The sequence below is a fragment of the Candidatus Weimeria sp. HCP3S3_B5 genome (assembly GCF_052064335.1).
GTDB lineage: Bacteria > Bacillota > Clostridia > Lachnospirales > Lachnospiraceae > Weimeria.
This window is the reverse complement of record NZ_JBQHVU010000011.1, coordinates 60449-86481: the sequence shown is the minus strand read 5'-3', so window position 1 is coordinate 86481 and position 26033 is coordinate 60449. Positions and strand designations below refer to the sequence as shown.

The 26033-nt window shown below is 46.6% G+C and carries 30 protein-coding genes; 4 read left to right on the top strand and 26 right to left on the bottom strand.

The window, feature by feature from the left end:
• Nucleotides 1-268: 268 nt before the first annotated feature.
• From ACTNCK_RS07015 to ACTNCK_RS06985, 7 genes are all read right to left on the bottom strand, one after another.
• The gene (locus ACTNCK_RS07015; protein WP_441081789.1) at nucleotides 269-487 is read right to left on the bottom strand and encodes a hypothetical protein; all 219 of its coding nucleotides are present in this window, start codon (nucleotides 485-487) and stop codon (nucleotides 269-271) included.
• A gap of 281 nt (nucleotides 488-768) precedes the next feature.
• Nucleotides 769-1254: a deoxycytidylate deaminase gene (locus ACTNCK_RS07010; protein WP_441081788.1), complete on the bottom strand. Its 486-nt coding sequence runs from the start codon at nucleotides 1252-1254 to the stop codon at nucleotides 769-771.
• Nucleotides 1247-1708 carry an arsenate reductase/protein-tyrosine-phosphatase family protein gene (locus tag ACTNCK_RS07005; RefSeq protein WP_441081787.1) on the bottom strand — a complete coding sequence of 154 codons (462 nt, stop codon included), beginning with the start codon at nucleotides 1706-1708 and terminating at the stop codon, nucleotides 1247-1249. Before ACTNCK_RS07005 ends, ACTNCK_RS07010 begins: the two co-directional genes overlap by 8 nt.
• Complete coding sequence (locus ACTNCK_RS07000; protein WP_441081786.1) at nucleotides 1705-2757, bottom strand: L-threonylcarbamoyladenylate synthase; 1053 nt, start codon at nucleotides 2755-2757, stop codon at nucleotides 1705-1707. The genes ACTNCK_RS07005 and ACTNCK_RS07000 overlap by 4 nt, the downstream gene beginning before the upstream one ends.
• The gene (locus ACTNCK_RS06995; RefSeq protein ID WP_441081785.1) at nucleotides 2757-4463 is read right to left on the bottom strand and encodes a glycosyl hydrolase family 18 protein; all 1707 of its coding nucleotides are present in this window, start codon (nucleotides 4461-4463) and stop codon (nucleotides 2757-2759) included. Before ACTNCK_RS06995 ends, ACTNCK_RS07000 begins: the two co-directional genes overlap by 1 nt.
• A gap of 204 nt (nucleotides 4464-4667) precedes the next feature.
• Nucleotides 4668-5315: a hypothetical protein gene (locus tag ACTNCK_RS06990; protein WP_441081784.1), complete on the bottom strand. Its 648-nt coding sequence runs from the start codon at nucleotides 5313-5315 to the stop codon at nucleotides 4668-4670.
• Complete coding sequence (locus tag ACTNCK_RS06985) at nucleotides 5269-6465, bottom strand: serine/threonine protein kinase (RefSeq protein WP_441081783.1); 1197 nt, start codon at nucleotides 6463-6465, stop codon at nucleotides 5269-5271. Before ACTNCK_RS06985 ends, ACTNCK_RS06990 begins: the two co-directional genes overlap by 47 nt.
• Before the next feature lie 272 nt (nucleotides 6466-6737).
• On the opposite strand from ACTNCK_RS06985, the gene ACTNCK_RS06980 reads away from it, so the two are divergent.
• Nucleotides 6738-7475, top strand: coding sequence for an adaptor protein MecA (locus ACTNCK_RS06980; RefSeq protein WP_441081782.1), 738 nt, complete (start codon nucleotides 6738-6740; stop codon nucleotides 7473-7475).
• A gap of 37 nt (nucleotides 7476-7512) precedes the next feature.
• On the opposite strand, the gene ACTNCK_RS06975 is transcribed toward ACTNCK_RS06980, so the two are convergent.
• Entirely contained in the window at nucleotides 7513-7746 is a 234-nt protein-coding gene (locus tag ACTNCK_RS06975; protein WP_441081781.1) for a DUF1858 domain-containing protein, read from the bottom strand.
• 220 nt (nucleotides 7747-7966) lie between these two features.
• Nucleotides 7967-9082: an ABC transporter ATP-binding protein gene (locus ACTNCK_RS06970; protein ID WP_441081780.1), complete on the bottom strand. Its 1116-nt coding sequence runs from the start codon at nucleotides 9080-9082 to the stop codon at nucleotides 7967-7969.
• A 205-nt stretch (nucleotides 9083-9287) separates the two neighbouring features.
• On the opposite strand from ACTNCK_RS06970, the gene ACTNCK_RS06965 reads away from it, so the two are divergent.
• From ACTNCK_RS06965 to dnaB, 3 genes are read left to right on the top strand one after another with little or no spacing between them, the layout of a single operon-like run.
• Nucleotides 9288-11327, top strand: coding sequence for a DHH family phosphoesterase (locus ACTNCK_RS06965; protein WP_441081779.1), 2040 nt, complete (start codon nucleotides 9288-9290; stop codon nucleotides 11325-11327).
• A complete protein-coding gene (rplI, locus tag ACTNCK_RS06960) occupies nucleotides 11324-11773 on the top strand; it encodes a 50S ribosomal protein L9 (protein ID WP_441081778.1) in 450 nt (149 codons plus the stop codon). Before ACTNCK_RS06965 ends, rplI begins: the two co-directional genes overlap by 4 nt.
• 21 nt (nucleotides 11774-11794) lie before the next feature.
• Nucleotides 11795-13150: a replicative DNA helicase gene (dnaB, locus tag ACTNCK_RS06955; protein WP_441081791.1), complete on the top strand. Its 1356-nt coding sequence runs from the start codon at nucleotides 11795-11797 to the stop codon at nucleotides 13148-13150.
• A 63-nt stretch (nucleotides 13151-13213) separates the two neighbouring features.
• Here the strand turns inward: dnaB and ACTNCK_RS06950 are convergent, their stop codons facing one another.
• From ACTNCK_RS06950 to ACTNCK_RS06870, 17 genes are all read right to left on the bottom strand, one after another.
• The gene (locus ACTNCK_RS06950) at nucleotides 13214-13384 is read right to left on the bottom strand and encodes a DUF362 domain-containing protein (RefSeq protein ID WP_441081777.1); all 171 of its coding nucleotides are present in this window, start codon (nucleotides 13382-13384) and stop codon (nucleotides 13214-13216) included.
• 113 nt (nucleotides 13385-13497) lie between these two features.
• A complete protein-coding gene (locus ACTNCK_RS06945) occupies nucleotides 13498-14394 on the bottom strand; it encodes a PucR family transcriptional regulator (protein WP_441081776.1) in 897 nt (298 codons plus the stop codon).
• A 3-nt stretch (nucleotides 14395-14397) separates the two neighbouring features.
• Nucleotides 14398-14919, bottom strand: coding sequence for a DUF6106 family protein (locus ACTNCK_RS06940; RefSeq protein WP_441081775.1), 522 nt, complete (start codon nucleotides 14917-14919; stop codon nucleotides 14398-14400).
• Nucleotides 14920-14932: 13 nt separating this feature from the next.
• Nucleotides 14933-16270: an ABC transporter substrate-binding protein gene (locus ACTNCK_RS06935; RefSeq protein ID WP_441081774.1), complete on the bottom strand. Its 1338-nt coding sequence runs from the start codon at nucleotides 16268-16270 to the stop codon at nucleotides 14933-14935.
• 102 nt (nucleotides 16271-16372) lie between these two features.
• A complete protein-coding gene (rpsR, locus tag ACTNCK_RS06930; protein WP_441081773.1) occupies nucleotides 16373-16603 on the bottom strand; it encodes a 30S ribosomal protein S18 in 231 nt (76 codons plus the stop codon).
• Nucleotides 16604-16634: 31 nt separating this feature from the next.
• The gene (locus ACTNCK_RS06925) at nucleotides 16635-17078 is read right to left on the bottom strand and encodes a single-stranded DNA-binding protein (RefSeq protein WP_441081772.1); all 444 of its coding nucleotides are present in this window, start codon (nucleotides 17076-17078) and stop codon (nucleotides 16635-16637) included.
• Between the two features lie 27 nt (nucleotides 17079-17105).
• Nucleotides 17106-17396: a 30S ribosomal protein S6 gene (gene rpsF, locus ACTNCK_RS06920; protein WP_441081771.1), complete on the bottom strand. Its 291-nt coding sequence runs from the start codon at nucleotides 17394-17396 to the stop codon at nucleotides 17106-17108.
• 112 nt (nucleotides 17397-17508) lie between these two features.
• Complete coding sequence (locus ACTNCK_RS06915; protein WP_441081770.1) at nucleotides 17509-18255, bottom strand: NAD-dependent protein deacylase; 747 nt, start codon at nucleotides 18253-18255, stop codon at nucleotides 17509-17511.
• Entirely contained in the window at nucleotides 18248-19108 is an 861-nt protein-coding gene (rsmI, locus tag ACTNCK_RS06910; protein ID WP_441081769.1) for a 16S rRNA (cytidine(1402)-2'-O)-methyltransferase, read from the bottom strand. Before rsmI ends, ACTNCK_RS06915 begins: the two co-directional genes overlap by 8 nt.
• A complete protein-coding gene (locus tag ACTNCK_RS06905; RefSeq protein WP_441081768.1) occupies nucleotides 19092-19829 on the bottom strand; it encodes a tRNA1(Val) (adenine(37)-N6)-methyltransferase in 738 nt (245 codons plus the stop codon). The genes rsmI and ACTNCK_RS06905 overlap by 17 nt, the downstream gene beginning before the upstream one ends.
• The gene (locus ACTNCK_RS06900; protein ID WP_441081767.1) at nucleotides 19816-20916 is read right to left on the bottom strand and encodes a PSP1 domain-containing protein; all 1101 of its coding nucleotides are present in this window, start codon (nucleotides 20914-20916) and stop codon (nucleotides 19816-19818) included. The genes ACTNCK_RS06905 and ACTNCK_RS06900 overlap by 14 nt, the downstream gene beginning before the upstream one ends.
• Nucleotides 20917-20930: 14 nt before the next feature.
• On the bottom strand, nucleotides 20931-21938 hold the full coding sequence (holB, locus tag ACTNCK_RS06895) for a DNA polymerase III subunit delta' (RefSeq protein WP_441081766.1): 1008 nt from the start codon (nucleotides 21936-21938) through the stop codon (nucleotides 20931-20933).
• A complete protein-coding gene (locus ACTNCK_RS06890) occupies nucleotides 21935-22375 on the bottom strand; it encodes a YaaR family protein (protein ID WP_441081765.1) in 441 nt (146 codons plus the stop codon). The genes holB and ACTNCK_RS06890 overlap by 4 nt, the downstream gene beginning before the upstream one ends.
• Before the next feature lies 1 nt (nucleotide 22376).
• Complete coding sequence (locus ACTNCK_RS06885; RefSeq protein ID WP_441081764.1) at nucleotides 22377-22964, bottom strand: guanylate kinase; 588 nt, start codon at nucleotides 22962-22964, stop codon at nucleotides 22377-22379.
• Between the two features lie 8 nt (nucleotides 22965-22972).
• Entirely contained in the window at nucleotides 22973-24352 is a 1380-nt protein-coding gene (locus ACTNCK_RS06880) for an aminotransferase class I/II-fold pyridoxal phosphate-dependent enzyme (RefSeq protein ID WP_441081763.1), read from the bottom strand.
• Nucleotides 24352-25251, bottom strand: a complete 900-nt coding sequence (locus tag ACTNCK_RS06875; RefSeq protein WP_441081762.1) for a hypothetical protein — start codon at nucleotides 25249-25251, stop codon at nucleotides 24352-24354. The genes ACTNCK_RS06880 and ACTNCK_RS06875 overlap by 1 nt, the downstream gene beginning before the upstream one ends.
• Nucleotides 25242-25883, bottom strand: a complete 642-nt coding sequence (locus tag ACTNCK_RS06870) for a type IV toxin-antitoxin system AbiEi family antitoxin domain-containing protein (RefSeq protein ID WP_441081761.1) — start codon at nucleotides 25881-25883, stop codon at nucleotides 25242-25244. Before ACTNCK_RS06870 ends, ACTNCK_RS06875 begins: the two co-directional genes overlap by 10 nt.
• Between the last annotated feature and the right edge of the window lie 150 nt (nucleotides 25884-26033).

Here is a 26033-nt window from a genome sequence, read left to right as displayed (position 1 = left end):
TTCCTATTACTGTTCTTAAAAGGTTTCGAGTTGCACTCGAATGATATTTCTCTTAGAAATCTTTCAAGGTTGTTTCACTGTTCAGTTGTCAATGTCCTGCTGTCCTTTTCGTGACAGCTCATTTAGTGTATCACTTTGTGAGCTCCTTGTCAAGGATTTTTTTATTTTCTTTTGGAAACTTTTCTTTCCTTTGGAAAATCTTTTCTGTCTCTCTTTCGGGCGACTTGTACATGATACAACGGTTTACATCATTTGTCAAGCACTTTTTTCATTTTTTTCTGGATTTTGCTCCCATTCGCTGTTCGTATACCAGTTCAAGCATATTCTGCTGATATTTCTCATCGCTATGATCGCCCATTTCCTTAATGCATCTGGCTCTTTCAGCTTTCAGTGCCGCAAGCTCCTCCTCCTTGATCCTGATCTCATTATCAAGCTCCTTGACCCTTATCTGCAGGTCCTCTACTATCTCTCTGTCTGCACTGTCCATTCTTTTCCTCCAGTTTCATAATGCTTCCTGGTCTTCCACGCAAAAACCAGCTCTGTTTCCTGCTCAAGATCCCTTCCAGTAAAAATGCGTCCATATTTTCATTATATGGTAATAAGACCAGCTCTGTTTCCTCTGGCTTCACTGGATCTGCTCCAACCAAAACACCCTGGTTTTTCTTTCATTTAGTACTGGAAGATATCTTTATCTCCTTAAGCCTGCTGTACAGTCATTCTGCCATGTGCCCCTTCCGGTATAGCCCGGCTACAAATATCATCCTGTTTTTAGACTTCTACCGTAAGTCTGCGTCCTGTATGCTGATATTTCCTTACCCTTATGCCTGCTGCCTTAAGCATTCTTCTGGATGCTATCGTAGAAGCTTCCTTTTCATATTTGTCACTGTCGTATACTATCTCTGCGATCCCAGCCTGTATAATAGCCTTAGCGCATTCATTGCAGGGAAAAAGTGTCACATAAAGCGTAGAGCCCTCCAGACTTCCGCCCCTGTAATTCAGGATGGCGTTCAGCTCACTGTGCGTAGTATAGAAATATTTATTACAAAGAGGCTCTCCATCCCTTCTCCATGGGAAATCATCATCAGAGCAGCCTCTTGGGAATCCATTGTAGCCCATAGACAGGATCTTGTGATCTCCTGACACTATGCAGCAACCGACCTGGGTATGTGGATCCTTTGATCTCATGGCCGACAATGCAGCTACTCCCATGAAATACTCGTCCCAGCTAATATAGTCCGTTCTCTTATCACTCATTCAGGCACTCCTTGATCTTGTCCGGCAGCTTTTCTATCGTCCTGGCCAGTGCCTCGAGGCAGATCCCGTACACCTGCAGATTCCCTCCGTAAGGATCCATTATCTCAAGCTCCTCTCCGGCAAACTCGGACAGGACAAAGGTATTGTTCTCGTCTGCCCTTTCAGACCCGCTGATCACATCCTGCCTCTGTCTGGCATTCATTGTAAATATCAGCGTATTATCCGTAATATCCTGATCAGAAAGCTCCACAGACCTGAAGCCTTCGGTCTCCAGTCCGTTTCCGGCCATCACCGCCTCTGTCTTCTGGTTCAGCGGTTCATCAAAGGATACAACAAGTCCTCTTGCGAGCGGCTCTATTCCTGAATCCGGAAACATCCTTCTAAAAAGCGCCCAGGCCATTGCCGACCTTGTATTCCCTTTCTTGTCCACAAAGATTACACGATCTACCTTCATACCTCTATCACCTGGTGGGCTGCCGCCTTAAGCAGCCTGTTCATTATCGCATTTCCTATCTCGGGCGTCGAGAATTCCTCTGAATAGATCAGCTCGGCTCCGCACTCATCCATCTCCCTCAGTACATCAAAAAGATTGTGTGCAATCTGATACTCATCGTCGCGGTCACCTATGCTGATAACTATCCCTGCCTTATACAGATCTCTCGTCTCATCAGTTGCTATTATACCGACCTTTTTCCCTTCAGTCTCCCCAGCCGCAGCAAGTCTGTTGATCTCTGCTATGACCTTTTCCCTGTCACCGCTTACGATCTTGAGATTTCCCTTAGGTGCATAGTGCTTGTATCTCATGCCCGGCGCCTTAGGTCTTATATGTACATTTTCCTTTCCAAGTATGCCAGGGTCCACTCTTACCTCTCCTACGGCCTCCTCAAGCATATGCTTGTTTATATAGCCCGGCCTCAGGATCGTAGGTACTTGCTCAGTCAGATCGACTATAGTAGACTCAAGCCCTATATCTACCGGTCCACCGTCAATTATCGCATCTATTTTCCCTTTCAGATCCTCTATCACATGTCTTGCCTGTGTAGGCGATGGCCTCCCCGATGTATTAGCGCTTGGCGCAGCTATCATGCAGCCCGACTCCCTGATCAGGGCGTTTGCTATAGGATGGCTTGGGAACCTGACCGCCACAGTATCAAGTCCGCCTGTGGTCTCATGCGGGATCACCTGGTTCTTATTGACAATAAGGGTCATAGGTCCCGGCCAGAAGGCATCGGCAAGGACCCTCGCTGTATCCGGAAGATCTGCTGCTATCTCCTCCAGCTGAGAGAATTCACATATATGAACTATCAACGGATTATCTGACGGCCTGCCCTTTGCCGCATATATAGCCTCTGATGCTCCCGCATCACAGGCATCACCGCCCAGACCGTATACCGTCTCCGTCGGGAAGGCCACCAGTCCGCCTTCCCTCAGGATCTCTCCGGCCTCTCTGATTTTTCTTATATCAATATCTTCTGGATCTATTTTAAATATCCTTGTATCCATTATTCCATGTACTTTCCTATTATATCCCAGATGCTATCGTCCTCCAGACCCTCCTTCCAGAAGGCTCCTCCTGCAAGATCATTTTCCTTCATCACGTTAAGCTTCAGCGCAAGTGACTTCTGATCCTCTACCCAAAGCTGGTATGTCGCTTTATCATCTGAAAACTCTACATAATTCTGTCCCAGATCATCCCGCCAGGTCTCCTGAGCATTGTGGGATTTAATGTAATCAGAAACACTCTTCATCCCTATGGTCTGGGTGGACAGGGCGCCGTCCTTATTCTTCCATATCCTTGAATAGAAAGGCATTCCAAGTATCAGCTGCTCCTTAGGGACCTCCTTTAAGGATTCGCTTACCGCCTTCTTCACAAAGGATATTGAAGCATTGCTCCCGGCCTCACCGCCTCCCGCATAATGCTCGTCATAGGCCATCACTATCAGGTAATCAGCATACATTGCCTGGACCTTTCTGTTGTAATGAAGACTTGAGGCTGTAGGTGAATAGTTGTCAACAGAAAGCACAAGATCATTATTCTCGCACTTTATCGACAGCTCCTTTATAAACTCAACATAGCCGTCCTTTGCATCTGTAGAGATCTGTTCAAAGTCTACATTTATCCCATCAAGCCCATAGGCTATTGCCTTGGCTATCATATTATTTACCAGGTTGTCACGCGAGGAGGTATGATTCAGTACCGAAGTCGAATCGACATCCTTGTTCTCAAAATTGCTGAAAAGAGCCCAAACCTGTACGCCCTTTTCATGGCACTTCTTCACATAATCCAGGCTTCCTATATCGGAGAGTCCGCCGTCATTGTCAGAGATCCTAAACCAGGTCGGAGAGATCACGTTGATACCCTTATCTGCTGCAAGGACATGATCCACGCCTGAATTAGCCGTCTTATTGGTCACCTGATGCCATACCAGATTTACCTTCGAATCCATGCTTATATGGTTATATTTCCTTGCATCAAGCCTTTTTCCGCTGGTTCTGGTGCTGATTTCTCCAAGAGTCGAATCCAAAACGCATCCAAGTATGCCATCGTTCGTAAGTATCTGGCTCCATTTCCCGTAGGACTGGACCACTACTGCCCTGGTTCCCTTCTTCACATTAGCAAGTATCCTGCTCTTCGGTCCTCCGAATCTCCTTACCTCTGTATCCCTTGATATAGTTGTAGTCTTTCTCTTATAGCCTGCCTTGTCTATTACCAGCCTGTATGGCTTCCTGCCCGTCCTGTAACTAAAGTCAGTAAATTTATCAGCAAAATCCACTGCCACATAAGGCTTGCCTCCATCCCCAATTATGACGATCTTCTCCCCTATATCCTCTTTATTCCTTCCGTATGTATAAAAGCTGTCTCCCTTTTTAACAGAGATGACCTGATCTGCTGTCGCGTATCTCAGTATATTTTCTGAATCATCAAAAACATATCCGTCATCTAGTCTGCTCTTAAGCTCGGACAGTAATATATAGAAATGCCCGTCATCAAAGAGTGCTGCCTTGTCAGTCTCTGACCTCTCTCCATTTACAAACAGCGCCACCTCATTTCCCGAAACCTTGTAGTAGCTATAGAGGCTGGTCCTTTCCCTGGTTGGTGAATATCTGACGCCCCAGATAGTAAGTGTCGCTATAATAAAAGCAAAAAGCAGCACAAGAACCGAAACGTATTTTACTGCCTTGTTGTTATTTACAGCTTTCTCTGTCATTATCCATATCCTTTCAATGCAATATTATCTTGATTATATCGCAATTGTCCGGGATCCGCTACACCTGTCTTCAAAAAATTTATTAGAAATCCAAAAAGCCGCTGTCACACCAGCTTTGGCGACAGCAGCCTCTTCCTTTTCAAATCTCTTACTTTCTGCAGTTACCGGATACCTTTTAAGTATCGTGGTTTATCTAGTTCTCCTTTAATTAAAAACATTTAATCTTTCCAGGTCATCCCTGGTAAGGCGGTATGGATCACAGATCAGCTCTCTCCCCCTTATCCTTCTGATGCTTATTCCGAACTCCCTCCCGATAGCAAGATCGTCCTCTTCCCTGCCCGCGACAGAATATGCCCTGTTTCTGAATCTCTGCCTGAGTCCTGTTTCCTTTACTATTGTTGCAGCGAGGAATTCTCTCGTATCAAGACAGCGCCAGGGAGATGTGCTTATAAGAGCACAGATCCTGTCGCATATAAGCAGCTCCTTAGTGGATATATCTCCTCTGATGCATCCCAGATCCAGTACCAGACGCTCAGGAACAGCTGCTGCTATCCTTTCTATATCCGACAGATCCCTTATCAGGTAATATCTCATGATACCGTCATCATATCCAGGCGGGTCTATGCTGACGCACTCTGAGTCCCTAAGCATATCAGCAAATCCTCTATCGCCTCCTGATACAGCAAGAGCGGTCTTCATGCCCCTTGCAGACCTGTAGTAATTGGCCAGTGCGATCGAAAGGGTATGGGTATCAAGTTCTGGCGCGGATGACATTATTGCTATTATTATAGTCTTTTTATATATGCTATCTGCGTTTTTCCTTGCCCGAAAGCCTCTCAAAAATCTGATCATATGCCCTTCTCACTTTTCTATCCGGATGCATCGGATCGGCATCATAGGGTATGCAAAACACGCATTTGCCAGCCAGTCTGGCTAGTCCTATGGCCATTCCCGGATTCCCGGGCGTCATGGCCAGCACACAGGAATCCTCCGAGGCGAATTCCTCGATCAGACATCTGTTCTGCCACGGCCTGCTGCCAACGACGTAGATCAGAGCATCCGAATCTGCTGCCCGTGAAAAGTCTGTACCGCAGTCACTCACATAAATACCCTTCGTAGTCTGCTTGTGCTGTGGCTCAATCGCCGGCCCATAATCTACAAGGCCTCTGAACCACCTGTGGTATATGATTCCATCCTTCTCCCTGAAATCTGTATTCAGATTCCTGTCCAATGAGAGAAAGCCTGGTCTGCCTGAAAGGTTTATGTAGAATGCGTTCATACCTCTCTGTCTCAGATAAGATGTGATGCTTACCGCTGTATGCGTCGTCCCTATGCCTCTCTGATTTCCAGCTACCGCTATTCTTCTTATAAGAAGCCCCTCCTTGTCATCTCTCCCCGCAAGCCACCTGCTAAGGTCTGCACTCCATTCAGCTGCGCTCTGGTATCTCGCCGACTGATCCGGCGCCTTTGCCCTTGAAACCATCCTTCTAAGCCCGAATGACACATATCCATCTGCAAGTGAAAGCATCTGGTCTGCTATCCTGCCAAGAGAAGCGATATCATCATTCTCATCCCTGCGGATATCCCTGGCGGATAGCTCTGAAATACCGTAGTCTATAAGCACCACCCTATCTCCCCTTATCAGGATATGCTCGGCCTTCAGATCGTTATGCTTTACATTAAGGCTATGAAGATAGTCAAGTATCTCAAGCACCTGGATCAGAAACCTGGCAGTAAATACCGGATCCGGATGCCTGTAGCGGAGCAGATACTCCTGTAGCGAAAGTCCCTCTATATATTCCTCTATGAGACAGATCCTCTCTTCGTCTTCCCAATAATCGTATATGACTGGAATACCGGGATGCTTAAGCCTGGAAAGTATCTCCCTTTCTGTCCTCAGCTGGAACTGGGCGTCTAAGGAGCCTTCTGAACGATGCTTCATTATCCTTTTTAAAATGCGCCTGGTCCCAAGCCCCTTATGCTCTACAAGGCAGACATCCATATCCTCTGAATGATGCAGGATCCCTACCGGCAGGTATTCTGCTGTAAGCTCTATATGACCCTCTCCTTTCCTGTCGTATTAGCTTCTTATGTATTTACTTATACTCCCTGCAGACTGATATGCCAATATCTTTTCAGTCGATTTAATCACTGCTTAATTATTCTTAATTTTCTTTTTCGAAATTTTATCTTCTCTTTATCATTATAAATGTCCGGTTTACAAAGCCATGGATTTGGAGTAATATATGAAGAAAATTGCTCGGAGAGATTTCTATGACTTTTAACAGATATGATATAAACACGATACAATGCTCGCTCAGCAGGGACGATCTTGAGGATCGTCATCTTTCCCTGAAGGATCTGACCTATAATTCGCCTGTTTTTCGCCTGCTCACCTCTGAGCTTCTTCGGATCATCTGCGCCAAATATGATTTCAGGATGAAGGATGATATCCCTTCATCGATCGAGGCTATCCCTCTCGATGACGGCGGTCTCAATATCATTTTTACAAGATATGATACTTATCCGGATATCTATGATCCCAGGTACTCCATGTTTTCGGATACCATTCCTGATGATGAGGCTTATACAGACGACGAGTCTGTCGGAGATGCGATCCACCGCCTTATCGAGTCTGTCGCAGGTCAGGCAGGAGGAATCTCGCGATATCTGCTCCACAAGGATTCAGATGAAAGAGAAAGCTCCTCGACTCAGGCCATCATCGCCTTCGAAAGCCTCCAGGATGTGATCCATGCTGTAGGAGTCCTTAGAGAAACGATCACTATGGACGCCGGTCTCCTTCGCTCAGACGCAGGCATCTATTATCTGATCCTGCATTTCTTCCGTATGGAGGATTCTGCTATAGAGGACATTCTCTCTATCCTCTGTGAGTACGGAATGATCCAGCAGAACATGCCTGGCAGCGAGGCCTATATTACTGAGCATTGTCAGACTATTATGCCCCTGCTCCCGTTTCGGGTTCTGCGCATTTATATGCTTTATTGCAAATAAAAAGGAAAGGATAGCCTCCTTTCCTTTTCTTATAATCTTATGCCTGAGCAGCTGCCTCTGCATTTTCCTTTGCGAGAAATTTATTTATCTCTGTAACAAGGTCCTCCGGATTGATCCCGTGTACCATCGCTGCTTCCTCAATGGTCTCCATCTGTGATGCCGGGCATCCCAGACAATGCATCCCTATCCCAAAAAGGATCGGCGCTATATTGGCATTGATCTGAAGAAGCTCTCCTATCATTGTATCCTTTGCTACCTGTGGTGCGTCCATTATTGTATTCTCCTTTCAGCTACTATCTGTTTCATCTGCTTTCATTCTATTAGCTGACGGTCGATCTGTATGTTGTATTTGCAACAAATCCTGTCTTCTAATAGAATTCATCAGTCATTTATTGAGTCAATAGTATAGCATGATTTTGGGTTGTGTGCAATCAATTTTTCGATCCACAAAAAAAACCTCCCGCCTTCCGGCAGGAGGTCTGTAATTCTTATCAATCGCAGATTGTAAGCTCTGACTCCTTATCGAAGAAGTGTGTCTTTGCCATATCAAGGTGGAAGGTCATCTTGTCACCTGTTCTGGCCTTTGTACGAGGATCGACTCTGGCTGTGACCTGAGTGCCTGCATAATCGAAATACAGGAATACCTCTGCACCGAGAAGCTCATATACACGGATAGTAGCATCAATCGAATTTCCAAGCTCGATCTCGCTTGCTCCGGATTCTGGATCATAGATATCCTCCGGACGGATTCCAAGGATGACTGTCTTTCCATCGTATCCCTTCTCGACAAGAACCTTTGCCTTCTCTGCAGGGACCTTAAGCTTTGCCTCGCCTACATTTGCGAATACATCCTCGCCTTCCTTTGTGATCTTTGCATCAAGGAAGTTCATCTGAGGTGATCCGATGAAGCCTGCAACGAAGAGATTTACCGGATGTGAGTAGAGGGTCTGAGGGGAATCGATCTGCTGTACGACTCCATCCTTCATTACTACGATACGGGTTCCAAGTGTCATAGCCTCTGTCTGATCATGTGTAACGTAGATGATCGTTGCACCGAGTCTCTCATGAAGCTTTGAGATCTCGATACGCATCTGTACACGGAGCTTTGCATCGAGGTTTGACAGTGGCTCGTCCATCAGGAATACCTTAGGATTACGAACGATTGCACGTCCCATTGCTACTCGCTGTCTCTGTCCACCTGAAAGAGCCTTTGGCTTACGGTCGAGGAGCTTGTCAAGATCAAGGATCTTTGCTGCCTCAAGTACACGCTTCTGGATCTCATCCTTGTCAAACTTACGGATCTTGAGTCCGAATGCCATGTTGTCAAAAACTGTCATATGCGGATACAGAGCGTAATTCTGGAATACCATTGCGATATCACGGTCCTTAGGCTCTACGTTGTTCATGATCTTTCCATCGATCTTGAGCTCACCTGAGGTGATATCCTCAAGTCCTGCTATCATACGAAGTGTTGTCGACTTTCCGCATCCTGAAGGTCCGACAAAGATGATGAATTCCTTATCTGCTACATCAAGATTGAAGTCCTTTACTGCCTCGAATCCGTTAGGATATACCTTGCAGATATTGTGAAGTGAAATACTTGCCATTAGATTTCCTCTTTTCTTTATTCTGTACTGGCTTTTCGCCCTTTTACGTTTACATCATTATCATATTGGAATCCGTCCTCCTTTTCAACGGCAGCCTGCACAAAGATTTTCCTCTTTTTTCGTTACATTGACTATTACCAGCCCTATATGGATTATTTCAATAAAGAATGGTATAATATTTCAGAATAACGTCAGGAGGAATTCAATGAATCCACTGAAGAAGGGCTATATAAGAGCCTATCTTTCAATACCATTATATATGATACCTGCAATTCTTGCCGCGGGTGCCGGACTGTATTTTTATAACAGGAGCTCAGGCACTCCCGTCCTGATCTTTGCTGTCATATATTCGCTTGCTGTGATCCTGGCCTACCTTGTTTCAAGGCGCAAGATGGCCGACGAGATCATGCGATTTGCGACTGGCTACGGAACTATCCAGAAGGAAATGCTTAAAGGTTTCCAGCTGCCCTATGCTGTACTCGATGACAGCGGCCGCTTTTTCTGGATGAACAGGGCCTTCTCGAAATTCACCGGAGAGGATCCTTCCTATAAGAAGCCTATCTCCACGATCTTTCCCGATCTGTCCAGAGAGACTCTCGAGAAGACTTCTGACCTTCCGCTTACCGTGCGTATCTCCCAGGACGATATGATCTTCGACGCTGTTTTAAGCCGGATCGATTTCAAGCCTGAGAAGGACTGCGAGCCTGTCACCATAAACGGCACTCTGATCTCTGTAATGCTTTTTGATGAGACCGCCCACGAAAAGCTGAAGGCTGCATTCGAGGACCAGCGTCTTGTGACAGGCCTCATTTACATCGACAATTATGACGAGAGCATTGATTCTCTCGAGGACGATGTCAAGAAGTCACTTATCCGCGCTATCATCGACAGAAAGATAGCCAAATATTTCAGGCCTGCCGATGCCATCATCCGAAAGACAGACAACGACAAGTATTTCCTTATCTTCCAGCAGAAATATCTGCCTAAGCTTGAGGAGAACAAATTCTCTCTTCTTGATGATGTACGTACTACCAAGGTCGGAAACGACAGGGAGGTGACTCTCTCGATTGGAATAGGCAAGGGTGCAAGGACCTACTCCCAGAGTGCCGAATATTCAAGGGCAGCCATGGACTTAGCTCTTGGCCGCGGCGGTTCCCAGGCCGTCATCAAGAGTCGCAACCATGTTTACTACTACGGTGTCCGGGGCAAGGAGGTCGAAAAGACCACCAGGGTCAAGGCCCGTGTCAAGGCTCAGGCCCTTCGCGAGATGATGGAGACAAAGGATTCCATCATTGTTATGGGTCACCAGATCACTGATGTGGATGCGCTCGGCGCAGCTGTCGGAGTATACTGCGCCGCAAGGGAGCTTGGCAAGAAATGTCAGATCGTTTTGAACACTATCACCAGCTCTCTTCGTCCTCTTGTGGACAAATTCACTCCTGAAGAGGGCTACCCGGATGATATGTTTATAAAAAGCGAGCGTGCTGTCGAGCTTGTGAGTGAGGGTACTCTTGTGATGGTCGTTGACACCAACCGTCCCTCCTACACCGAGTGTCCACAGCTCCTTGAGAAGAGTGCGAGCATTGTGGTCTTCGACCATCATCGTCAGGGCAGTGAAAGGATCGAGAACACTATCCTTTCCTATATTGAGCCCTATGCCTCGAGTGCCTGCGAGCTTATTGCCGAGACACTCCAGTATTTCTCAGACAGGATGCAGCTTGCTCCTCAGGAGGCTGACTGTATCTATGCCGGTATTCTTATAGATACCAACAACTTCATGACGAAGACCGGAGTGAGGACCTTTGAGGCTGCTGCCTATCTGAAGAGATCCGGGGCAGATGTGACCAGGGTCCGCAAGCTCCTCCGCGAGGATATGGCCACCTACAAGGCAAGGGCAGAAGTCGTCCGTCACGCTGAAGTCTACCGTGGCGCTTTTGCCCTCTCGGTCTGCAAGACAGACGAGGTCGAAAGTCCGACTATTGTCGGTGCCCAGGCTTCAAACGAGCTGCTCAATATAGTAGGTATCAAGGCCAGCTTCGTTGAAACTGTATACAATGGTAAGATTTATGTAAGTGCCCGTTCTATTGATGAGATAGATGTCCAGCTCATTATGGAGCGTCTCGGTGGAGGCGGACATCTGAATGTAGCTGGCGCACAGATTTCCGATGCGTCCGCTGATGAAGTTAAGCAAAGGATCAAGGATATCCTTGATGCCATGATCCAGGAAGGAGAAATCAAGTTATGAAGGTAATACTTCTTGCTGATGTAAAATCACAGGGAAAAAAGGGAGACATTATCGAGGTCTCAGAGGGCTACGGCCGCAATATGCTTATCAAGAAAAAGCTGGCTGTTGCTGCTACTCCCGAAAATATAAACAATCTTAAACTCGCAAACAAGCACAGGGAAAAGGTCGAGGAAGAAAATCTAAAGGCCGCTAAGGCTCTTGCAGAACAGATAAAGGACTGGAAGGTAGAGACCACTCTTAAGTCCGGAGAGGGCGGGCGTACCTTTGGCTCAGTTTCTGCAAAGGAGATCGCGGAGGCTGTCTTCAAGCAGTATCATCAGAAGATCGACAAGAAAAAGATCCATCTGCCTGAGCCTATCAGGTCCTTAGGCGTTCATGAGGTCACTCTGCGTCTCCACCCTGATGTAACCGCCACACTCCGTGTTCATGTAGGAGAAAAGCAATAAATGGATGAAACCCGTACTGATCTGACCGACGGCTTCCATAGTCAGACTATGCCTGCCAATGAGCATATGGAACGCTGTGTATTAGGCGCCATGCTGCTTGACCCCGATACTATAAACACTGCTACGACTATCCTTATTCCTGATGATTTTTCAAACAAGGTCAACAGAATAATCTTTTCAACTATCGTTGAGATCTACAATGAAACCGGGGGTGCTGATGGTGCCGTAGTTGGTGAGGCTCTCTCAAAAAAGGGGCTTGCTCCTGAGTATACCGAGCCTGCCTTCTTAGGAGCCCTTGCCCAGAATGTTCCGCTCGCCACCAATATCAGGAGTTACTGCCAGATAGTCAAGGAAAAGTCGACCCTGCGTAATATCATAATGCTTAACCAGAGCATAGAGAAGGACTGCTTTGAGGGCACCAAGTCGATCGATGATATTATGGACGAGACAGAGAAGGGCTTCCTCTCAGTCCTCCAGAACAAGGGTGTAAATGATGACTATGTCCCTATCAACAGGGTCGTCGTAGATGCCATAAAAAGCATCGAGGAAGCCGCAAAGCACGATGGAAGCGTCACAGGTATCCCTACCGGCTTTATAGATCTCGACTATATGCTGTCTGGCCTCCAGAATCAGGCTCTTATCATTATAGCCGCAAGGCCTGCAATGGGAAAGACATCCTTTGCACTGAATGTGGCCCAGCATATCGCACTAAAAGAGAGGAAGACCGTTGCCCTGTTCACACTCGAGATGTCAAAGGTCGAGTATGCCAAGAAACTTCTGTCTCTTGAGTCCTCCGTCGATTTCGGCAAGCTCCGTACCGGCCAGCTAAGCGACTCCGACTGGGGAGACCTGTTCGAAGCCGGAAATGAGATCGGCAACTCCCATATCATAATCGATGATACACCTGCGATCTCTGTCCCTGAGCTTCGCAGCAAATGCCGTAAATACAAGCAGGAAAACAATCTGGCCTGCGTTTTCATCGATTACCTCGGTCTTATGAGCTTCGGAAGCAAATCTGATTCCAGGCAGCAGGAGATAGCTGAGATCTCAAGGTCCCTGAAGGCTCTTGCAAGAGAGCTTGATATTCCTGTAGTGGCGCTTCAGCAGCTGAACCGAAGCCCTGAGCTGCGTGACGATAAGAGACCTATGCTTTCTGATCTCCGTGATTCAGGAGCCATCGAGCAGGATGCCGATGTCGTCATGTTTATATACAGAGATGATTACTACAATAAGGATACCGAGAGAAAAAATGTCTCTGAGATTATCATAGCTAAGCAGCGAAGCGGCCCTGTCGGTACAGTCGAGCTTGCCTGGATCCCAAGACTTGCCAAGTTCGCCAACAAGGCTCACGCTCATAACAAGGAAAACATCGACTAAGGCAAGCATTGCATAAAAAAACCCGGGCATATGCCCGGGTTGTGTCATTTATAGATCCTGTTATCAGCCCTGGCTGATAGCTCCTGTAGGGCAGACACCTGCGCAGGTTCCGCACTCAACACAAGCTGAAGGGTCGATCTGATACTGTGTATCTCCCTGAGAGATAGCTCCTACTGGGCACTCAGGCTCACAGGTACCACATGAAACACATGAATCTGAAATAACGTATGCCATAATTCTTTTCCTCCGTATAGTTACATACCTTACATACTTACTTTTCAAATGCCGTATCTACGACATCTATAAATGTATAGTATTACATCTGATCTATAAATACAAGTACAAAATCAAGTACTTGCCAGCCCATCTCCCAGGAAATCCGAAATCATAAGAGCCAGCTTCATGACCATCGCATCCTCGAACCTCCTTATATCAAGCCCTGTCTGCTTCTCTATCTTTTCGATCCTGTAGCCGAGCGTATTCCTGTGTATATAGAGTGCCCTTGCGGTCTCTGCAAGCGAAAGGCCACTGTCAAAGAATACCCTTATAGTATTTCTGGTCTCAGGATCCAGGTCTCGCAGGTCGAAGCCTCCCAGATGATCATCGAGAAACTCCTGACATACCTCTCTTGGCAGTGAGTAAATAAGCTTTCCTGTCCCAAGCTCATGGTAACCGTATACTGACCTGTCCTCCAGAAAGAGCCTGCCTATGGCATCTGCCCTGCATACATTCCTGTATGATTCAGGCAGCCTTGTAAAATCCTCTATAGTCTGATCATATGATATCTTTACCGATATCATGGCCTCCGAACCAAGCATATCGACAAGAGTCTCAGCCATTTTCCTCAGGCTCTCCCTGGTCTTGCCCTTTTTTAGCTCCCTTACCAGGACCAGGTGTGTCGGATCCATCTCCACCGTATGATCAGCTCCCGGTATGTAAAGAGAGGAGATCATCCGTAACATATAGGGCTCATATGGGGCCTTGAAGCTCATCAGAAAAACACACCAGGTCGCTTCCTTGTCAAAATGATAGACCACGGACTTCTCTTCTATTTCTTCCCTGGAAAGCTCTCCTAGCAGAAGCTTTTTCAGGAAAAATCCTGGATCCGATTCTCCTCTGTATGTCCTTATCAGCTTGGTCAGGACCTTGGCCAGACCGGCATTGTCCTCACTGTCATCTACAGAAAAGCTGACCCCCGTCTCCTGATTCAGCTCGTCAAGGAGCTTCCTGGTCCTGTCGTTCATATATCACCTGTGTACAGCGTCTCTTGCTGCCTGCTCCATAGCATCGAGGAAATCGTCCTCCAGCTCCATTAGAACTATTACCTCATTCTGCTTGTTGAAACGGAAAACCACCGCGTATACATTGTCCTTACCGTTCTGACTGGTGCAGTCGTATACTTTCATCCCTCTTCCCTGATAGGCTCTCAGATAATCTGAATCCAGACGTGCAACTGTTATGACATCGCTCATGCTGAAAGTAAGGTATTTCTTCCTTGAGCTCTTTGTGAAGACCCTGTCTATCTCTATCGTCCCGTTAGTATAGGAATAATCGAAGTCTATCTGGGTCCTTGTGCCTACAAACCACGCAAGTATAAAAAGTCCCAGTGCGATAATGAGCGGCCACAGATAGAGGCCAAACGGGATCACACAGATCACTCCAAGCACTATCAGAAGCACTCTGATGAAAAGCATTGCAGTGCTTGGTCTTCTTGATGCAAAATTTTCTACATGAACATCCTGTAAATACATCTTTATCCTTTCTAACATTATTAAAGCATTATCAGTCGCTTAATCCCATTGAGAAGTTGACCTGATCCTGAGCGTCCTTTATTGCCTTTACTGTATCACCGCCATCTATTATATTTCTTATAGCGAAAGAGAGCTGCTGCCTGGCCGTGTAATGATAATCATTCTGCTCGACCTGCTTTACATGGGTGCTCATATCGACCACCTTCTGATAGATAGGCTGCTTGTTGAAATACTTCACGCCCTCTTTATATACATCAGAATTCCCTGCCGATATGCATGTCGTTACCAGCCCTCCCTTTATAAGGGCCTGATCATAAGTCTCCTTCGATCCCTCTCCTCCGCCAAAGGTATAGGAGAGGAAGTCCTCTGCAAGCTCCTTTTTCTCACAGGCAGTCGTAATATAGATTGACGAGCCTCCGTTGGCTGCATAGCCTTCCTCTCCGGAGAAAGTAGGAAGAGTAGTGATAGCCCACTTGCCTGAATTCATCTGGACCTGCTCTATAGTCGGAAGAATCCAGTTTCCATTCATGACTCCTGCGACCATGTCACCCTTAATAGTCTGATCAGTATAATCAGAATAGTTGTCTGCAAGATAAAGAACATTGTCCCTTGCAAGCTTTACTATTGTATTTACTACCCTGATAAGAAGCTTATTGTCTACAAAGTATGGCTTACCGTCCTTAAAAAAGGATCCGCCCTCTGCCTGCAGCATCATATACGGAAGGGCATTATCATCTGCATTTATAGACAGCAGGTATTTCCCGGTCTTTTCATATACGTCCTTCCCTATCTGATCAAACCTGTCCCAGGTAATACCGGTCAAATCGTCGATCGTATATCCGGCCTGCTTGAGCAGATCTGTCCTGTAGGCACATATTGCTGTTGCATTATCAAGCGGTATCCCATAGTGGATCCCGTTCTCTGTCGAGTAGGAAAGCTTTTCCTGACCGAAGTCTCTCCAGTTAATCTCAGCAGTGGACAGCTTATCCCATGCGTTCGGATAATCGTTAAAGAACCTGTTAAAGCTATGATCCTGAAAGAGAACCATATCGGGCAATTTACTGAAGTCATTATTAGATCCGCCAAGCGTGATCGCATCCTCTACATCAGTATCCTCTGCGACCTTTGATATCTTAAGTCTGAAACCCGGAGCCTTCTTCTGATATACCTTCTCAGCTGCCCTTAATGCAGGTATGTTGAAATTCTCATCCCAGGCCGCTATAGAAAGCTCATTTGCACCTTCTGCTGCTGTATCTACCCTCAGGATCCTGTCCTTTCCGTTTTTATTATTGCCATCTCCGCCATTAGTGCAGGAAGTGGCCGTAAGTATCATTGCCGATGCAAGGATCAGCGTGATCAGCCTCTTCATTTTGCCCTCCTAAAAAAAGAAAAAAGCCCTCTGTCGGAAAATATTCTTACTTTTCCAACAAGAGGACTTCTGTCTGTGATATAAAACCCTGTGTGACCTTTATCAGTCTGTTACATATGGCATCATAGCAAGATGACGTGCTCTCTTGATAGCTGACGTGATCTCTCTCTGATGCTTTGCGCAGTTACCGGTGATACGACGAGGAAGGATCTTTCCTCTCTCTGAAACGTACTTCTTCAGCTGTGCTATGTTCTTGTAATCAATTACATTGTCTTTTCCACAGAATACGCAGACCTTTTTTCTTCTGCGAACCGGTCTTCCTCTAAAAGCCATTGTTCTATTACCTCCGAAATATTATGTAGTTTTATACGAACGGAAGGTTCTCATCTACACCGTCAGGTATATTCATGAAACCCTCACCGACATCCTCAGGCTTCTCTGTCTGCTGGGATGCTCCCTGCTGACTCTGGTAGGCCTGAGACGCTCCCTTGCTCTCTGCGAACTCAATCTGATTTACATTCACCTCAAATGAATAAACCATCTCTCCGGGATGCTTCTTAGATTCGTAATTATTATTACGCATCTCCCCATCCACAAGGACCTTGGTTCCCTTGTGCATATACTTCTCAATGACCTCCGCAGTCTTCCCGAAGGCTACGCAGTTGAAAAAATCTGCATCTGGCTGCCCCTCACGCTTGAATCTGCGGTCAACTGCGATTGAAAACCTCGCTATTGCAGTATTCTGTGCTCCGCCATAACGTACCTCAGGATCCCTGGTAAGTCTCCCCATGAGAATTATCTTGTTCATAATAGCCCCTTTCTACTGTTCTGTCTCTTATTTCTCGTCTGTGCGAACAACAAGGAATCTCAGAACATTCTCCATGATGCGGACATCTGCCTCGATCTTGGCAGGAGCCTCTGGATCTGACTCGAACGGGATGAAATAATAATATCCCTCGTCCATCTTCTGGATCTCATATGCAAGCTTCTGCTTGCCGCGGTCCTCGATCTCTCCGATCTTACCGCCGACTCTTGTGATGTAATCCTTGGCCTTGTCTACTACGGCTGTTCTGGCCTCATCATCAATCTTCGCATTAACGACGAGTGCTAACTCATACTTATTCATCTGTTTCCTCCTTACGGTCATCTGGCCCGCGATCTCCGCGAGCAAGGATTTCATATACCACGTTTGTCTATTGTATCATGGTTCGTTTCTTTTTGCAACTACTAGATATAGTTCATACATGAATACGGTCAAGTACCTCGCCTATCCTCGATTCTATCACAAGATCTGCGAATTTGTCCCTGTCTGTTGCCTGAAGATTTATCACAACAAGATGCCTTCCTCTGAAATAATCGATAAGGCCTGCTGCCGGATATACGACAAGGGAGGTCCCGCCAATTATCAGCATATCAGCCTCTTCTATGGCTCTTACCGCACCGCTTACGGTGTCATTGTCAAGGCCCTCCTCATAGAGGACTACATCCGGTTTTATCTCTCCGCCGCAGACCGGGCATCTTGGATCGAGACAGCCCTTTTTCTTCTGATCCAGCATGAAATCAAGGTCATAGCAGGCTCCGCAGGTCCGGCAGTAATTTCTCATCACAGTACCATGAAGCTCATAGACCCTCCTGCTTCCGGCCTTCTGATGAAGTCCGTCTATATTCTGGGTTACGACCGCCGAAAGCCTGCCGGCCCTTTCCATCTCTGAAAGCTTCAGATGGGCCTTGTTTGGTTGTACGCCTTCTACAAGGATCTTGTCATAGTAAAATCTGAAAAACTCCTCCCTGTTCGACATATAGAAACTGTGACTTAGTATGGTTTCCGGAGGATATTTGTAATGCTCTTTATACAGTCCGTCCTGGCCCCTGAAGTCAGGAACTCCGCTTTCTGTGGATACTCCCGCTCCTCCGAAGAATACGATCCTCTCTGATTCATCCACCATTTCCTGGAGCCTTTTTACCTTTTCATCAATCTCATCCATCGATCTTAAGCCTCCTGTAGATTTCCCGTTTACTCGTTCCTAAATCCCTGGCGAGCGCCTTCATCGCCTCTTTTTCACTTAGTCCCTTATCTGTATAGAGCTTCATGTGCTCTTCTATAGTAAGCTCCTGAAAGGACCTCTGCTTCTCCTCCCTTACCTCCTCCTTTGACCTTCCCTCGATCACGAGCACATATTCTCCACGGGGCTCATTGTCCCTGTAAAAGGCTGCCGCCTCCTCAAGCGTCATCCTCTGTTTTTCTTCATATTTCTTTGTAAGCTCGCGGCAGAGCACTATCCTCCTGCCTCCTCCCAGGCGGCCTGATAGCTCTTCAAGTGTCTTTTTCAGATGATGGGGAGATTCATAGATTATGATAGTCCTCGTATCCTTTTCTATTTCCTCAAGGACCCTCTCGTGCTCCTTCTTATCCTTTGGCAGGAAGGCCTCAAATGAAAATCTTCTGCATGAAAGCCCTGACGATGTAACAGCGGTAATACAGGCCGCAGGTCCCGGAACCGTATAGACTGGTATACCGGCCTCTATGCACATTGCCGCAAGCTCCTCTCCGGGGTCTGATATCCCGGGACTGCCTGCGTCTGTTATGCAGGCTACCCTTTCTCCGCCAAGCATGCGTCCTACCAGATACTCTGCCTTTTCAAGCTTGTTAAACTCATGATAGCTGGTGACACTGGTATGGATATCATAGTGTGAAAGAAGGACCCCGGATGTCCTTGTATCCTCTGCCGCGATCAGATCCACCTCATTCAGGACTCTTACGGCCCTGTAGGTGATATCTTCCAGATTTCCGATCGGTGTAGCCACCAGATAGAGCACTCCCTCAGAAGCCATAGTCATCCCTCATTTCCATTGAATATTTACCCGGAGCATCATATAGAATAAGTGGCTTCTCTATCCGAAGCTCCGGATTTCCGTTCTTTCTTCCCTCTATAAGCACAAGTACAGGCTCCCTGTCCACAAATGGATAGACCAGCCTCATCCTTTTGGGCTCGAGCCTCATTTTCCTCATCAGATAAATAATGTCCCCAAGCCTCTGGGGCCTGTGGACATAATAGCATCTGCCGTTTTCTCTTAGCAGGGCCGCACTTTCTCTTATCAGATCCTCAAGGCTCATGCTTATCTCATGTCTGGCAAGCGCCAGAGCACTTTTCGGGTTTATCTCACCTGAATCCGACTTCATATATGGCGGATTGGAAACAACCACATGGAATGAGCCCCTGCCGAATATCTCCTGTGCCCTGCATATGTCTCCGCAGACAAAGTGTATATCGTCGGTCCCATTAAGCCTTGCGCTCCTTGTGGCCATTTCCACATTCTCCTCCTGTATCTCAAGGCCTGTATAGCTCCCGCCCCGGTTCTTCGCCTCAAGCAGGATCGGTATTATCCCGTTTCCGCTTCCCAGATCTATGACCCTTTCATTGGCCTTTACCCTTGCAAAGCCCGAAAGGATCACCGCATCTATACCGAAGCAGAATCTCGATGGATCCTGGATTATGACCCTGCCGTTTCTCTGCAGATCATCGATCCTCTCTCCATCCCTAAGCTCAGTTTCCTTCATTCTTGTCACCGCCCTGATGGGAATATCCTCCGTTCCTTACGTTCTTTCCTTTGTTTTCCTTACCAGGGCCTCTCCGGGTATTATTCCTTCTGTTTTTCTGGTTGCCGTTTTTTCTGCGGTTGCCCTCGTGTCTCTTTACGTCCTTGTTTTCCCTTTTATCTGAACCAGTGGCCCCTGCGGTTTCCTCCGATTCCTCAAGCGCTGCCTGGTCAATGGCCTCCTTTTCTTTCTCCCTCTCCCTTGCAAGTCTTTCCTCCTCCTGCTTCCTGTACTTCTTTGGAGTACAGGTGAGCTGGTCGGCATTGAATTCCTTTATCTCCTTCACATCATTTTTTTCAAAAAGGACCGCTATCTTCTGACGGAGTATATTTACATTGCAGACTGTTCCGGCCTCTCCATCGGCTGTAACTGCAAGGTCTCCACGGCGCGGCATCTTCCTGTTCAGATACTCATATGCCTCCTCCTCGTTGTTAAGACAGCACATAAGCCTCCCGCAGACTCCTGATATCTTGGTCGGATTCAGCGAAAGATTCTGCTCCTTGGCCATCTTTATGGATACCGGTGAAAAATCAGTCAGATAGGTCCTGCAGCAGAGCGGCCTTCCACAGACTCCCAGTCCTCCAAGTATCCTGGTCTCATCCCTTACACCTATCTGACGCAGCTCTATCCTTGTCCTGAATTCCTGAGCCAGATCCTTTACCAGAGCCCTGAAATCGACCCTGCCATCCGCAGAAAAATAGAATGTAAGCTTTCTTCTGTCAAAGGTATAGTCAGCCCTGATAAGCTTCATTTCAAGGCCGTGGTGTCTTATCTTATCCTTGCAGATAGCAAAAGCCTCTGTCTCAAGCCGCCTGTTCTCTGCGTACTGGTCCAGATCCTCCTTTGTACAGATCCTCTTTATACTTCCGAGAGGAGCCTTTATCCTGTCATCAGTGACCTCAATCACAGGTATGGTTATCTCTCCTACCTCTTCTCCTTTATCAGTATCTACAATGACCTTATCTCCTATCCTAAGGTCAAGATCCTCTGGATCATAGTACTTGTTATTCCCGGCTAACTTAAGCCTTACAGCTGTTACCTTTGGCATTATATATTACCTTTCTACCGTTCGTAGTTATCACTCAGGGCCTGGAACAATTCAAAGAAGACAAGCTCGGGCTTTACATTCTCCTTAAGACGCTTCTGTGCAAGAAATAAAGCCTGCTCGCATTCCAATAGTCCCGGAAATCCATAGCCTCCTGCCTCTTCCCTTATCGTATCCTCCTCATCAAAAAACATAAGCCGCCTTGGATCGCCACCGGCCTTCAGCAGAAGTATATCCCTGTAATAATCGATAAAGAGCCCCAGATAGAAATCATATCTGCTCTTATCCTCTGTAAGAAGCTCTATGTATTCGCTCCATTCGTAGCTTGGCCTTCTGACTACCTGACTCATTATTTCTCCTGCCTTGTGCAGGTCATTAAGGAAATCATCCTCCTGAGCCATCTCAACACTTTTTCCAAGATTTCCTCTTGCAAATCTCACTATCTGATCAGCCCTGTAATCAGGTATATGATAGTCCGTCCTTAGCGCCTCCTTTATGGTCTCCTCAGGAAGAGGCGACAGAGGAAGCCGTATGCAGCGTGACCTTATGGTGCTAAGCATCATATTTTCATTTGTGGAAAGAAGGATGATGACTGCATAGTCAGGCGGCTCCTCGAGGGTTTTCAACAGGGCATTCTGGGCCTGCTCATTCATCAGCTGGGCATCAGGTATTATATAGACCTTTCTCCCATTCTGATATGGCCTTATATCCACATCCGAGACGACCTGGTTCCTGATCTCATCTACGCTTATGATCTGAGGCTTCTCGTGAGCTATGACCTTAAGGTCAGGATGATTGTCTGTTTCGATCTGATGGCAGCTCCTGCAGCGTCCGCAGCTTAGGTAGCTGCCCTGCTTCCTGTCCTCGCACAGCAATGCTGCGGCAAAGGCCCTTGCTATTGTCTTTTTTCCCATTCCCTCCTCACCTGTTATCAGGTAGGCCTGGGATATCTTCCCGTCAGAAAGCGCATTTTCGAGATGCCTTACCACAGCCTGCTGCCCTATTATCTGATCCAGATTCTTCATGTCGATATATCTAGAAGCAGTCCGCGGATCTCATCGACCCTTCCAAGTATGGAAAGATGATCCTTCTCATCTGATACAAGCTCCTGGGCCAGGTCGTCCAGATTCTTATCTACCAGCTTTATCATACCATAAACCCTGTGTCTTCCTCTTCTGTCGAGAAAGTTGTCACGACTGAAGCTATGGGAGCGGTTTACGACCTCATTTATGAAATCCTTTACCAGTCCACGGTACTTCTTCATGTCCTTTATGTCCATATGATCGGCAAGCTTCTTCCCCTGCTCATCGATCTTTCCCATAAGGTCGTTTAGCTTCTCCTTCAGATCTGTATCCTTTATCTTTTCGGTAAGGGTAAATCTGAATTCGCTGTCGGTCTTCTGGGACTTTTCGGTTTTGTTATCAGTACTTGTCTGATTCAGTGGATTGATCTTTATATCCATATCATGTCCTCTGTCTGATAAGCTTTCTTATCTCTGAAACCGTTTTATCTATATTCTCGTTTACAAAGCGTTCCCGGATCCCCGCTTCCTTTAGTTTCTGATCCGAGAAGTCCCTGCTGTCTGAAAGAAATCTCCGGCACAGCTCCTGATACTTAGGTCTTTTCTCTTTTCTTTCTCTCTGCAGGGCCCTTTCAAGCCTTTCCCCATCCTCTACCTCTATATATATCGGCAGGACTCTTTCCTCGCCGAAGTATCTGCAAAAGCTCATATAGGATTCCAGAGTTCCGACTGTCAGGCTGTCCCTTCTGCTCAGATCTATCTGTCCGTCGTCTACTGTGAAATATGTCCAGTCACCGTAAACCGTCTGATAGGTCCTGCTCTCGATCACCTTTCCCCTCTCCCTCAGCGCATCAAGCTTTCCCTGGTCTGTAAAAAAATAATCCTTACCATTGATCTCGCCCTCCCTTATCGGGCGGGTCGTATATGGAACTATCCCTGCCAAACCAAGCTCTCTGTCATCAAGGAGCCTCTTTGCTATAGTATCCTTTCCCGATGCACTCTTCCCTATGATAACATAAATTCTTTTCATATGCACGTTTATAAGCAGGACCCTGAATCTATTACCTCAAGGCCATTATCCTTTATTCCCTCGACGAAGAGCCCCTTCCCAAGGGCTTCCTCTATCCTTTTTATCACATCTCTGTCAAATATCTCACCGGGAACTATAAGAGGGATTCCAGGCGGATAGACCGTTACTATGGCTCCGCTTTCCATGCCCTCTGCCTTTTCTATCGGAACCCTTTTTGTTGCTCTGCTCTCAGCTATCCCTATCCTGTCCTTCTTTTTTGGACAGATATCGTATATTCCCTCTGATCTCCCGCTCTCATCCGGGAGATCTTCTCCTGCTGCCCTTTTAAGTACTTCAAGCAGCCGGTCAAATCCCTCATTCGTATCCATAAGCGATGTCATGCAGATAACATAGTTAAGAGATGACATTTCTGCCTCTATTTTTCCTTTCCTAAGGATCTCCTCGATCTCAGTCCCGCTCCTGCCCCTCATACGAATGACAAGCTTGGAATCGTCATAGCGCTCTGTCCTGAAAAGACTTATCCCTGGCACTGCCATAAGATCGCTCCTAAGCCTGTTAAGCCTGCTGCGGTAGTCCGAAAAGCCCTTTTCTCCATGCTCCCTTATATATGTCACACACCTGTCTATACCTGCCATCAGCACATAGGATGGAGAGCTTGTTTCAAAATAGTTAAAGTATTTTATTATTCTCTCCTTATCTATCAGACTGTCATCATTTATAAGCAGACAGCCTGTCTGTGTAAGTGACGGCAGTGTCTTATGGAGACTAAGTATAACGGCATCTGCATGCTGACCTATTGGATTCGTGCCAAAGCCCGGAAAGCCGAGGTGGGCTCCGTGTGCCGCATCCACTATAAGAGGAACTCCATGCCTGTGGCAGATACCTGCTATGGCCTCTATATCCGAGATCACGCCCTCATAGGTCGGTGATGTGATCACACAGGCCCTTATATCAGGATCTCTTGCAAAGCATCTCTCTATCTCAATGGGGCTTATCTCCGCCGCTATCTCACCTCCGGCTATCTCCGGCATGGCATAGCAGGCATCTGCGTTCCTTAGGATCGCCGCATGATAAACGCTTTTATGACTGTTTCTTGCTATAAGTATCTTATCCCCAGGCCTTGTAGCCGCAAAGATGGCTGTCAGATTCATATCAGTAGATCCGCCCACAGAAAGAAAGGCGTGATCCGCTCCATACATCTCTGCCACCTCATCCGAGAGCTTTTTTATGATACCGGTCGGGGCATGGAGATTATCATAGCCATTTATCTCCGTAATGTCTATATCATAAACACAGGGAAAGGACAGGGCTACCCTCTTATGTCCCGGCATATGCATGGGATATGGATCATCCTGTTTTAGTTCTTCAAGTTTTTTAAGTAACTCCATTATTCGAGATATCTCCCTAGCTCAGGCATCCATTCACCGAAGAACGGCTGATCATTCTCAAGGCTTCCTATGACAGGCTCCGTAAACCTTACTACAAGTCCAATCACTTTCTCCCAGACCGGCTCCCTTTGTCCATGTCTTCTGAGAAGGACCTTCCATTTTCTTTTCATATAGCTGTTTTTGTCATAAGTCTTAAGCTGCTTAAAGGCCTCATCTAGTCCAACACTTTTTGCTCCTGTCAGATCTCTTATTGCCCAGCAGGCCTCCCTGGCTGATACTGTCTCCTTTGTGAGAATGTCATAAAGGTATAGATAGTCCTCCATTTCGCTGTCAAGCTCCAGCCTTTCAAGTATATTCTTCACAAGAAGGGCTGACCTCATAGCTGGGGAAAGACTAAAGAGCCTTATAGCTTTTATTTCAGGGTCAAAGTATTCCACCTCTTCCTCTGTTCTTATCTCCTGGCCACCATCTATTTGATTTTCCTCTATAATGACATCCAGCGGGACATACATCTGATCGTAGTAGATGCCGACTCTTCTGTCCCTTGAAATGACCCTTATTTCCAGAGGATAGCCTGCCCTCATCGCCTCTCTCTGCAGCATAAGAAGAAGTCTTTCCCTGAAATCCGCTCTGTAGGGGCATCCCGGGACAAAGTTTCTTTCACTGGCATATTCCTGATTCGGAAGATAATATGCCCTGATACCTTCTTCAAGTATATGCAGGTCCTGGTCAGGATTAAGCGAAACTGGAGAGACTATTATCATCCTTTCGAGAAATCCGGTCTCACTTATCAGATGAAGCAGTAGCCCGCTCACATACCATCCCAGGACCTGCCGGAAAGGTATCTGATTCTCGGCTGAAAATTCTCTCAGTTCTTCCTTTCTCATCACTACAGCCACACTCCGATCATATTCCTGACCTTGGCAATGACCTGCCTCTCCTTCGCGTATTTCATTAGGTTGACAACATTCTTGTCCTCGTCCCTGATATAGGAGAACACTCCCTCCCTGAACTCCTTCCTGTCCATTTTCTCCTGATACTTAAGCACATCACAGATCAGCCTGTCCTTGTCATATATCTTCATAGGAAAGTCCTTTCTGTCAAGTGTCATGACTCCTGTCTTAAGGACATTCTCCTTTGTATAATATGGCTTGACTATAGGATAGCAGAGCTTGAACCTGGACTTGCTCGCGTTCTTATCTATTGCTATCGACCAGCCATAGGGCCTCTGCTTCAGATATCCATGGTAATAGAGGGCGCTTTCCATGGTAAGCACCCCATCCTGATGAAAAAGAGCATATATGAGCCTTTCCTCGGATATCCTGTCCTTACTGTATGTATATGCGCCGTTTCTGATCTTTGTAAGACTGCCCTCAGCTACGAACTGCTGCAGCCTCCTGTAATCGACTCCGAGCTCACCGGTAATCTGGCTTGTTCGTGCCAGGCCTCCATTCTCCTCTATAAGAGCCTCTATACGCTCCAGGTCATAGGTTCTCTTTTCTTCCCTGTACATTGGAATCTCTTCTGACATATTTCCTCTGATATATATCCCTTCGATCAATACTACACTTTTACCACAGATTATAACATAGATTATCCCGTGGTTGTTGAATTTTTAGCTATTTTGAACTATAGTAAATAAATAGTTATGTAACCCGTTGTTTTATTTCTTATTATAACA

Coding starts and splice junctions, on each gene's coding strand:
- rplI (WP_441081778.1), top strand. CDS start 11,324: ATGAAGGTAATACTTCTTGCTGATGTAAAATCACAGGGAAAAAAGGGA.
- ACTNCK_RS06970 (WP_441081780.1), bottom strand. CDS start 9,082: ATGGCAAGTATTTCACTTCACAATATCTGCAAGGTATATCCTAACGGA.
- ACTNCK_RS06870 (WP_441081761.1), bottom strand. CDS start 25,883: ATGTCAGAAGAGATTCCAATGTACAGGGAAGAAAAGAGAACCTATGAC.
- ACTNCK_RS06925 (WP_441081772.1), bottom strand. CDS start 17,078: ATGAACAAGATAATTCTCATGGGGAGACTTACCAGGGATCCTGAGGTA.
- ACTNCK_RS06935 (WP_441081774.1), bottom strand. CDS start 16,270: ATGAAGAGGCTGATCACGCTGATCCTTGCATCGGCAATGATACTTACG.
- ACTNCK_RS07005 (WP_441081787.1), bottom strand. CDS start 1,708: ATGAAGGTAGATCGTGTAATCTTTGTGGACAAGAAAGGGAATACAAGG.
- ACTNCK_RS06995 (WP_441081785.1), bottom strand. CDS start 4,463: ATGACAGAGAAAGCTGTAAATAACAACAAGGCAGTAAAATACGTTTCG.
- ACTNCK_RS06945 (WP_441081776.1), bottom strand. CDS start 14,394: ATGAACGACAGGACCAGGAAGCTCCTTGACGAGCTGAATCAGGAGACG.
- ACTNCK_RS06900 (WP_441081767.1), bottom strand. CDS start 20,916: ATGCCAAAGGTAACAGCTGTAAGGCTTAAGTTAGCCGGGAATAACAAG.
- holB (WP_441081766.1), bottom strand. CDS start 21,938: ATGAAGAATCTGGATCAGATAATAGGGCAGCAGGCTGTGGTAAGGCAT.
- ACTNCK_RS06940 (WP_441081775.1), bottom strand. CDS start 14,919: ATGTTAGAAAGGATAAAGATGTATTTACAGGATGTTCATGTAGAAAAT.
- ACTNCK_RS07000 (WP_441081786.1), bottom strand. CDS start 2,757: ATGGATACAAGGATATTTAAAATAGATCCAGAAGATATTGATATAAGA.
- ACTNCK_RS06880 (WP_441081763.1), bottom strand. CDS start 24,352: ATGGAGTTACTTAAAAAACTTGAAGAACTAAAACAGGATGATCCATAT.
- ACTNCK_RS06905 (WP_441081768.1), bottom strand. CDS start 19,829: ATGAAGGAAACTGAGCTTAGGGATGGAGAGAGGATCGATGATCTGCAG.
- ACTNCK_RS06975 (WP_441081781.1), bottom strand. CDS start 7,746: ATGGACGCACCACAGGTAGCAAAGGATACAATGATAGGAGAGCTTCTT.
- rpsR (WP_441081773.1), bottom strand. CDS start 16,603: ATGGCTTTTAGAGGAAGACCGGTTCGCAGAAGAAAAAAGGTCTGCGTA.
- ACTNCK_RS06915 (WP_441081770.1), bottom strand. CDS start 18,255: ATGGATGAGATTGATGAAAAGGTAAAAAGGCTCCAGGAAATGGTGGAT.
- rsmI (WP_441081769.1), bottom strand. CDS start 19,108: ATGACTATGGCTTCTGAGGGAGTGCTCTATCTGGTGGCTACACCGATC.
- ACTNCK_RS07010 (WP_441081788.1), bottom strand. CDS start 1,254: ATGAGTGATAAGAGAACGGACTATATTAGCTGGGACGAGTATTTCATG.
- ACTNCK_RS07015 (WP_441081789.1), bottom strand. CDS start 487: ATGGACAGTGCAGACAGAGAGATAGTAGAGGACCTGCAGATAAGGGTC.
- rpsF (WP_441081771.1), bottom strand. CDS start 17,396: ATGAATAAGTATGAGTTAGCACTCGTCGTTAATGCGAAGATTGATGAT.
- ACTNCK_RS06980 (WP_441081782.1), top strand. CDS start 6,738: ATGACTTTTAACAGATATGATATAAACACGATACAATGCTCGCTCAGC.
- ACTNCK_RS06985 (WP_441081783.1), bottom strand. CDS start 6,465: ATGGATGTCTGCCTTGTAGAGCATAAGGGGCTTGGGACCAGGCGCATT.
- ACTNCK_RS06965 (WP_441081779.1), top strand. CDS start 9,288: ATGAATCCACTGAAGAAGGGCTATATAAGAGCCTATCTTTCAATACCA.
- ACTNCK_RS06990 (WP_441081784.1), bottom strand. CDS start 5,315: ATGATCAGATTTTTGAGAGGCTTTCGGGCAAGGAAAAACGCAGATAGC.
- ACTNCK_RS06885 (WP_441081764.1), bottom strand. CDS start 22,964: ATGAAAAGAATTTATGTTATCATAGGGAAGAGTGCATCGGGAAAGGAT.
- ACTNCK_RS06890 (WP_441081765.1), bottom strand. CDS start 22,375: ATGGATATAAAGATCAATCCACTGAATCAGACAAGTACTGATAACAAA.
- ACTNCK_RS06950 (WP_441081777.1), bottom strand. CDS start 13,384: ATGGCATACGTTATTTCAGATTCATGTGTTTCATGTGGTACCTGTGAG.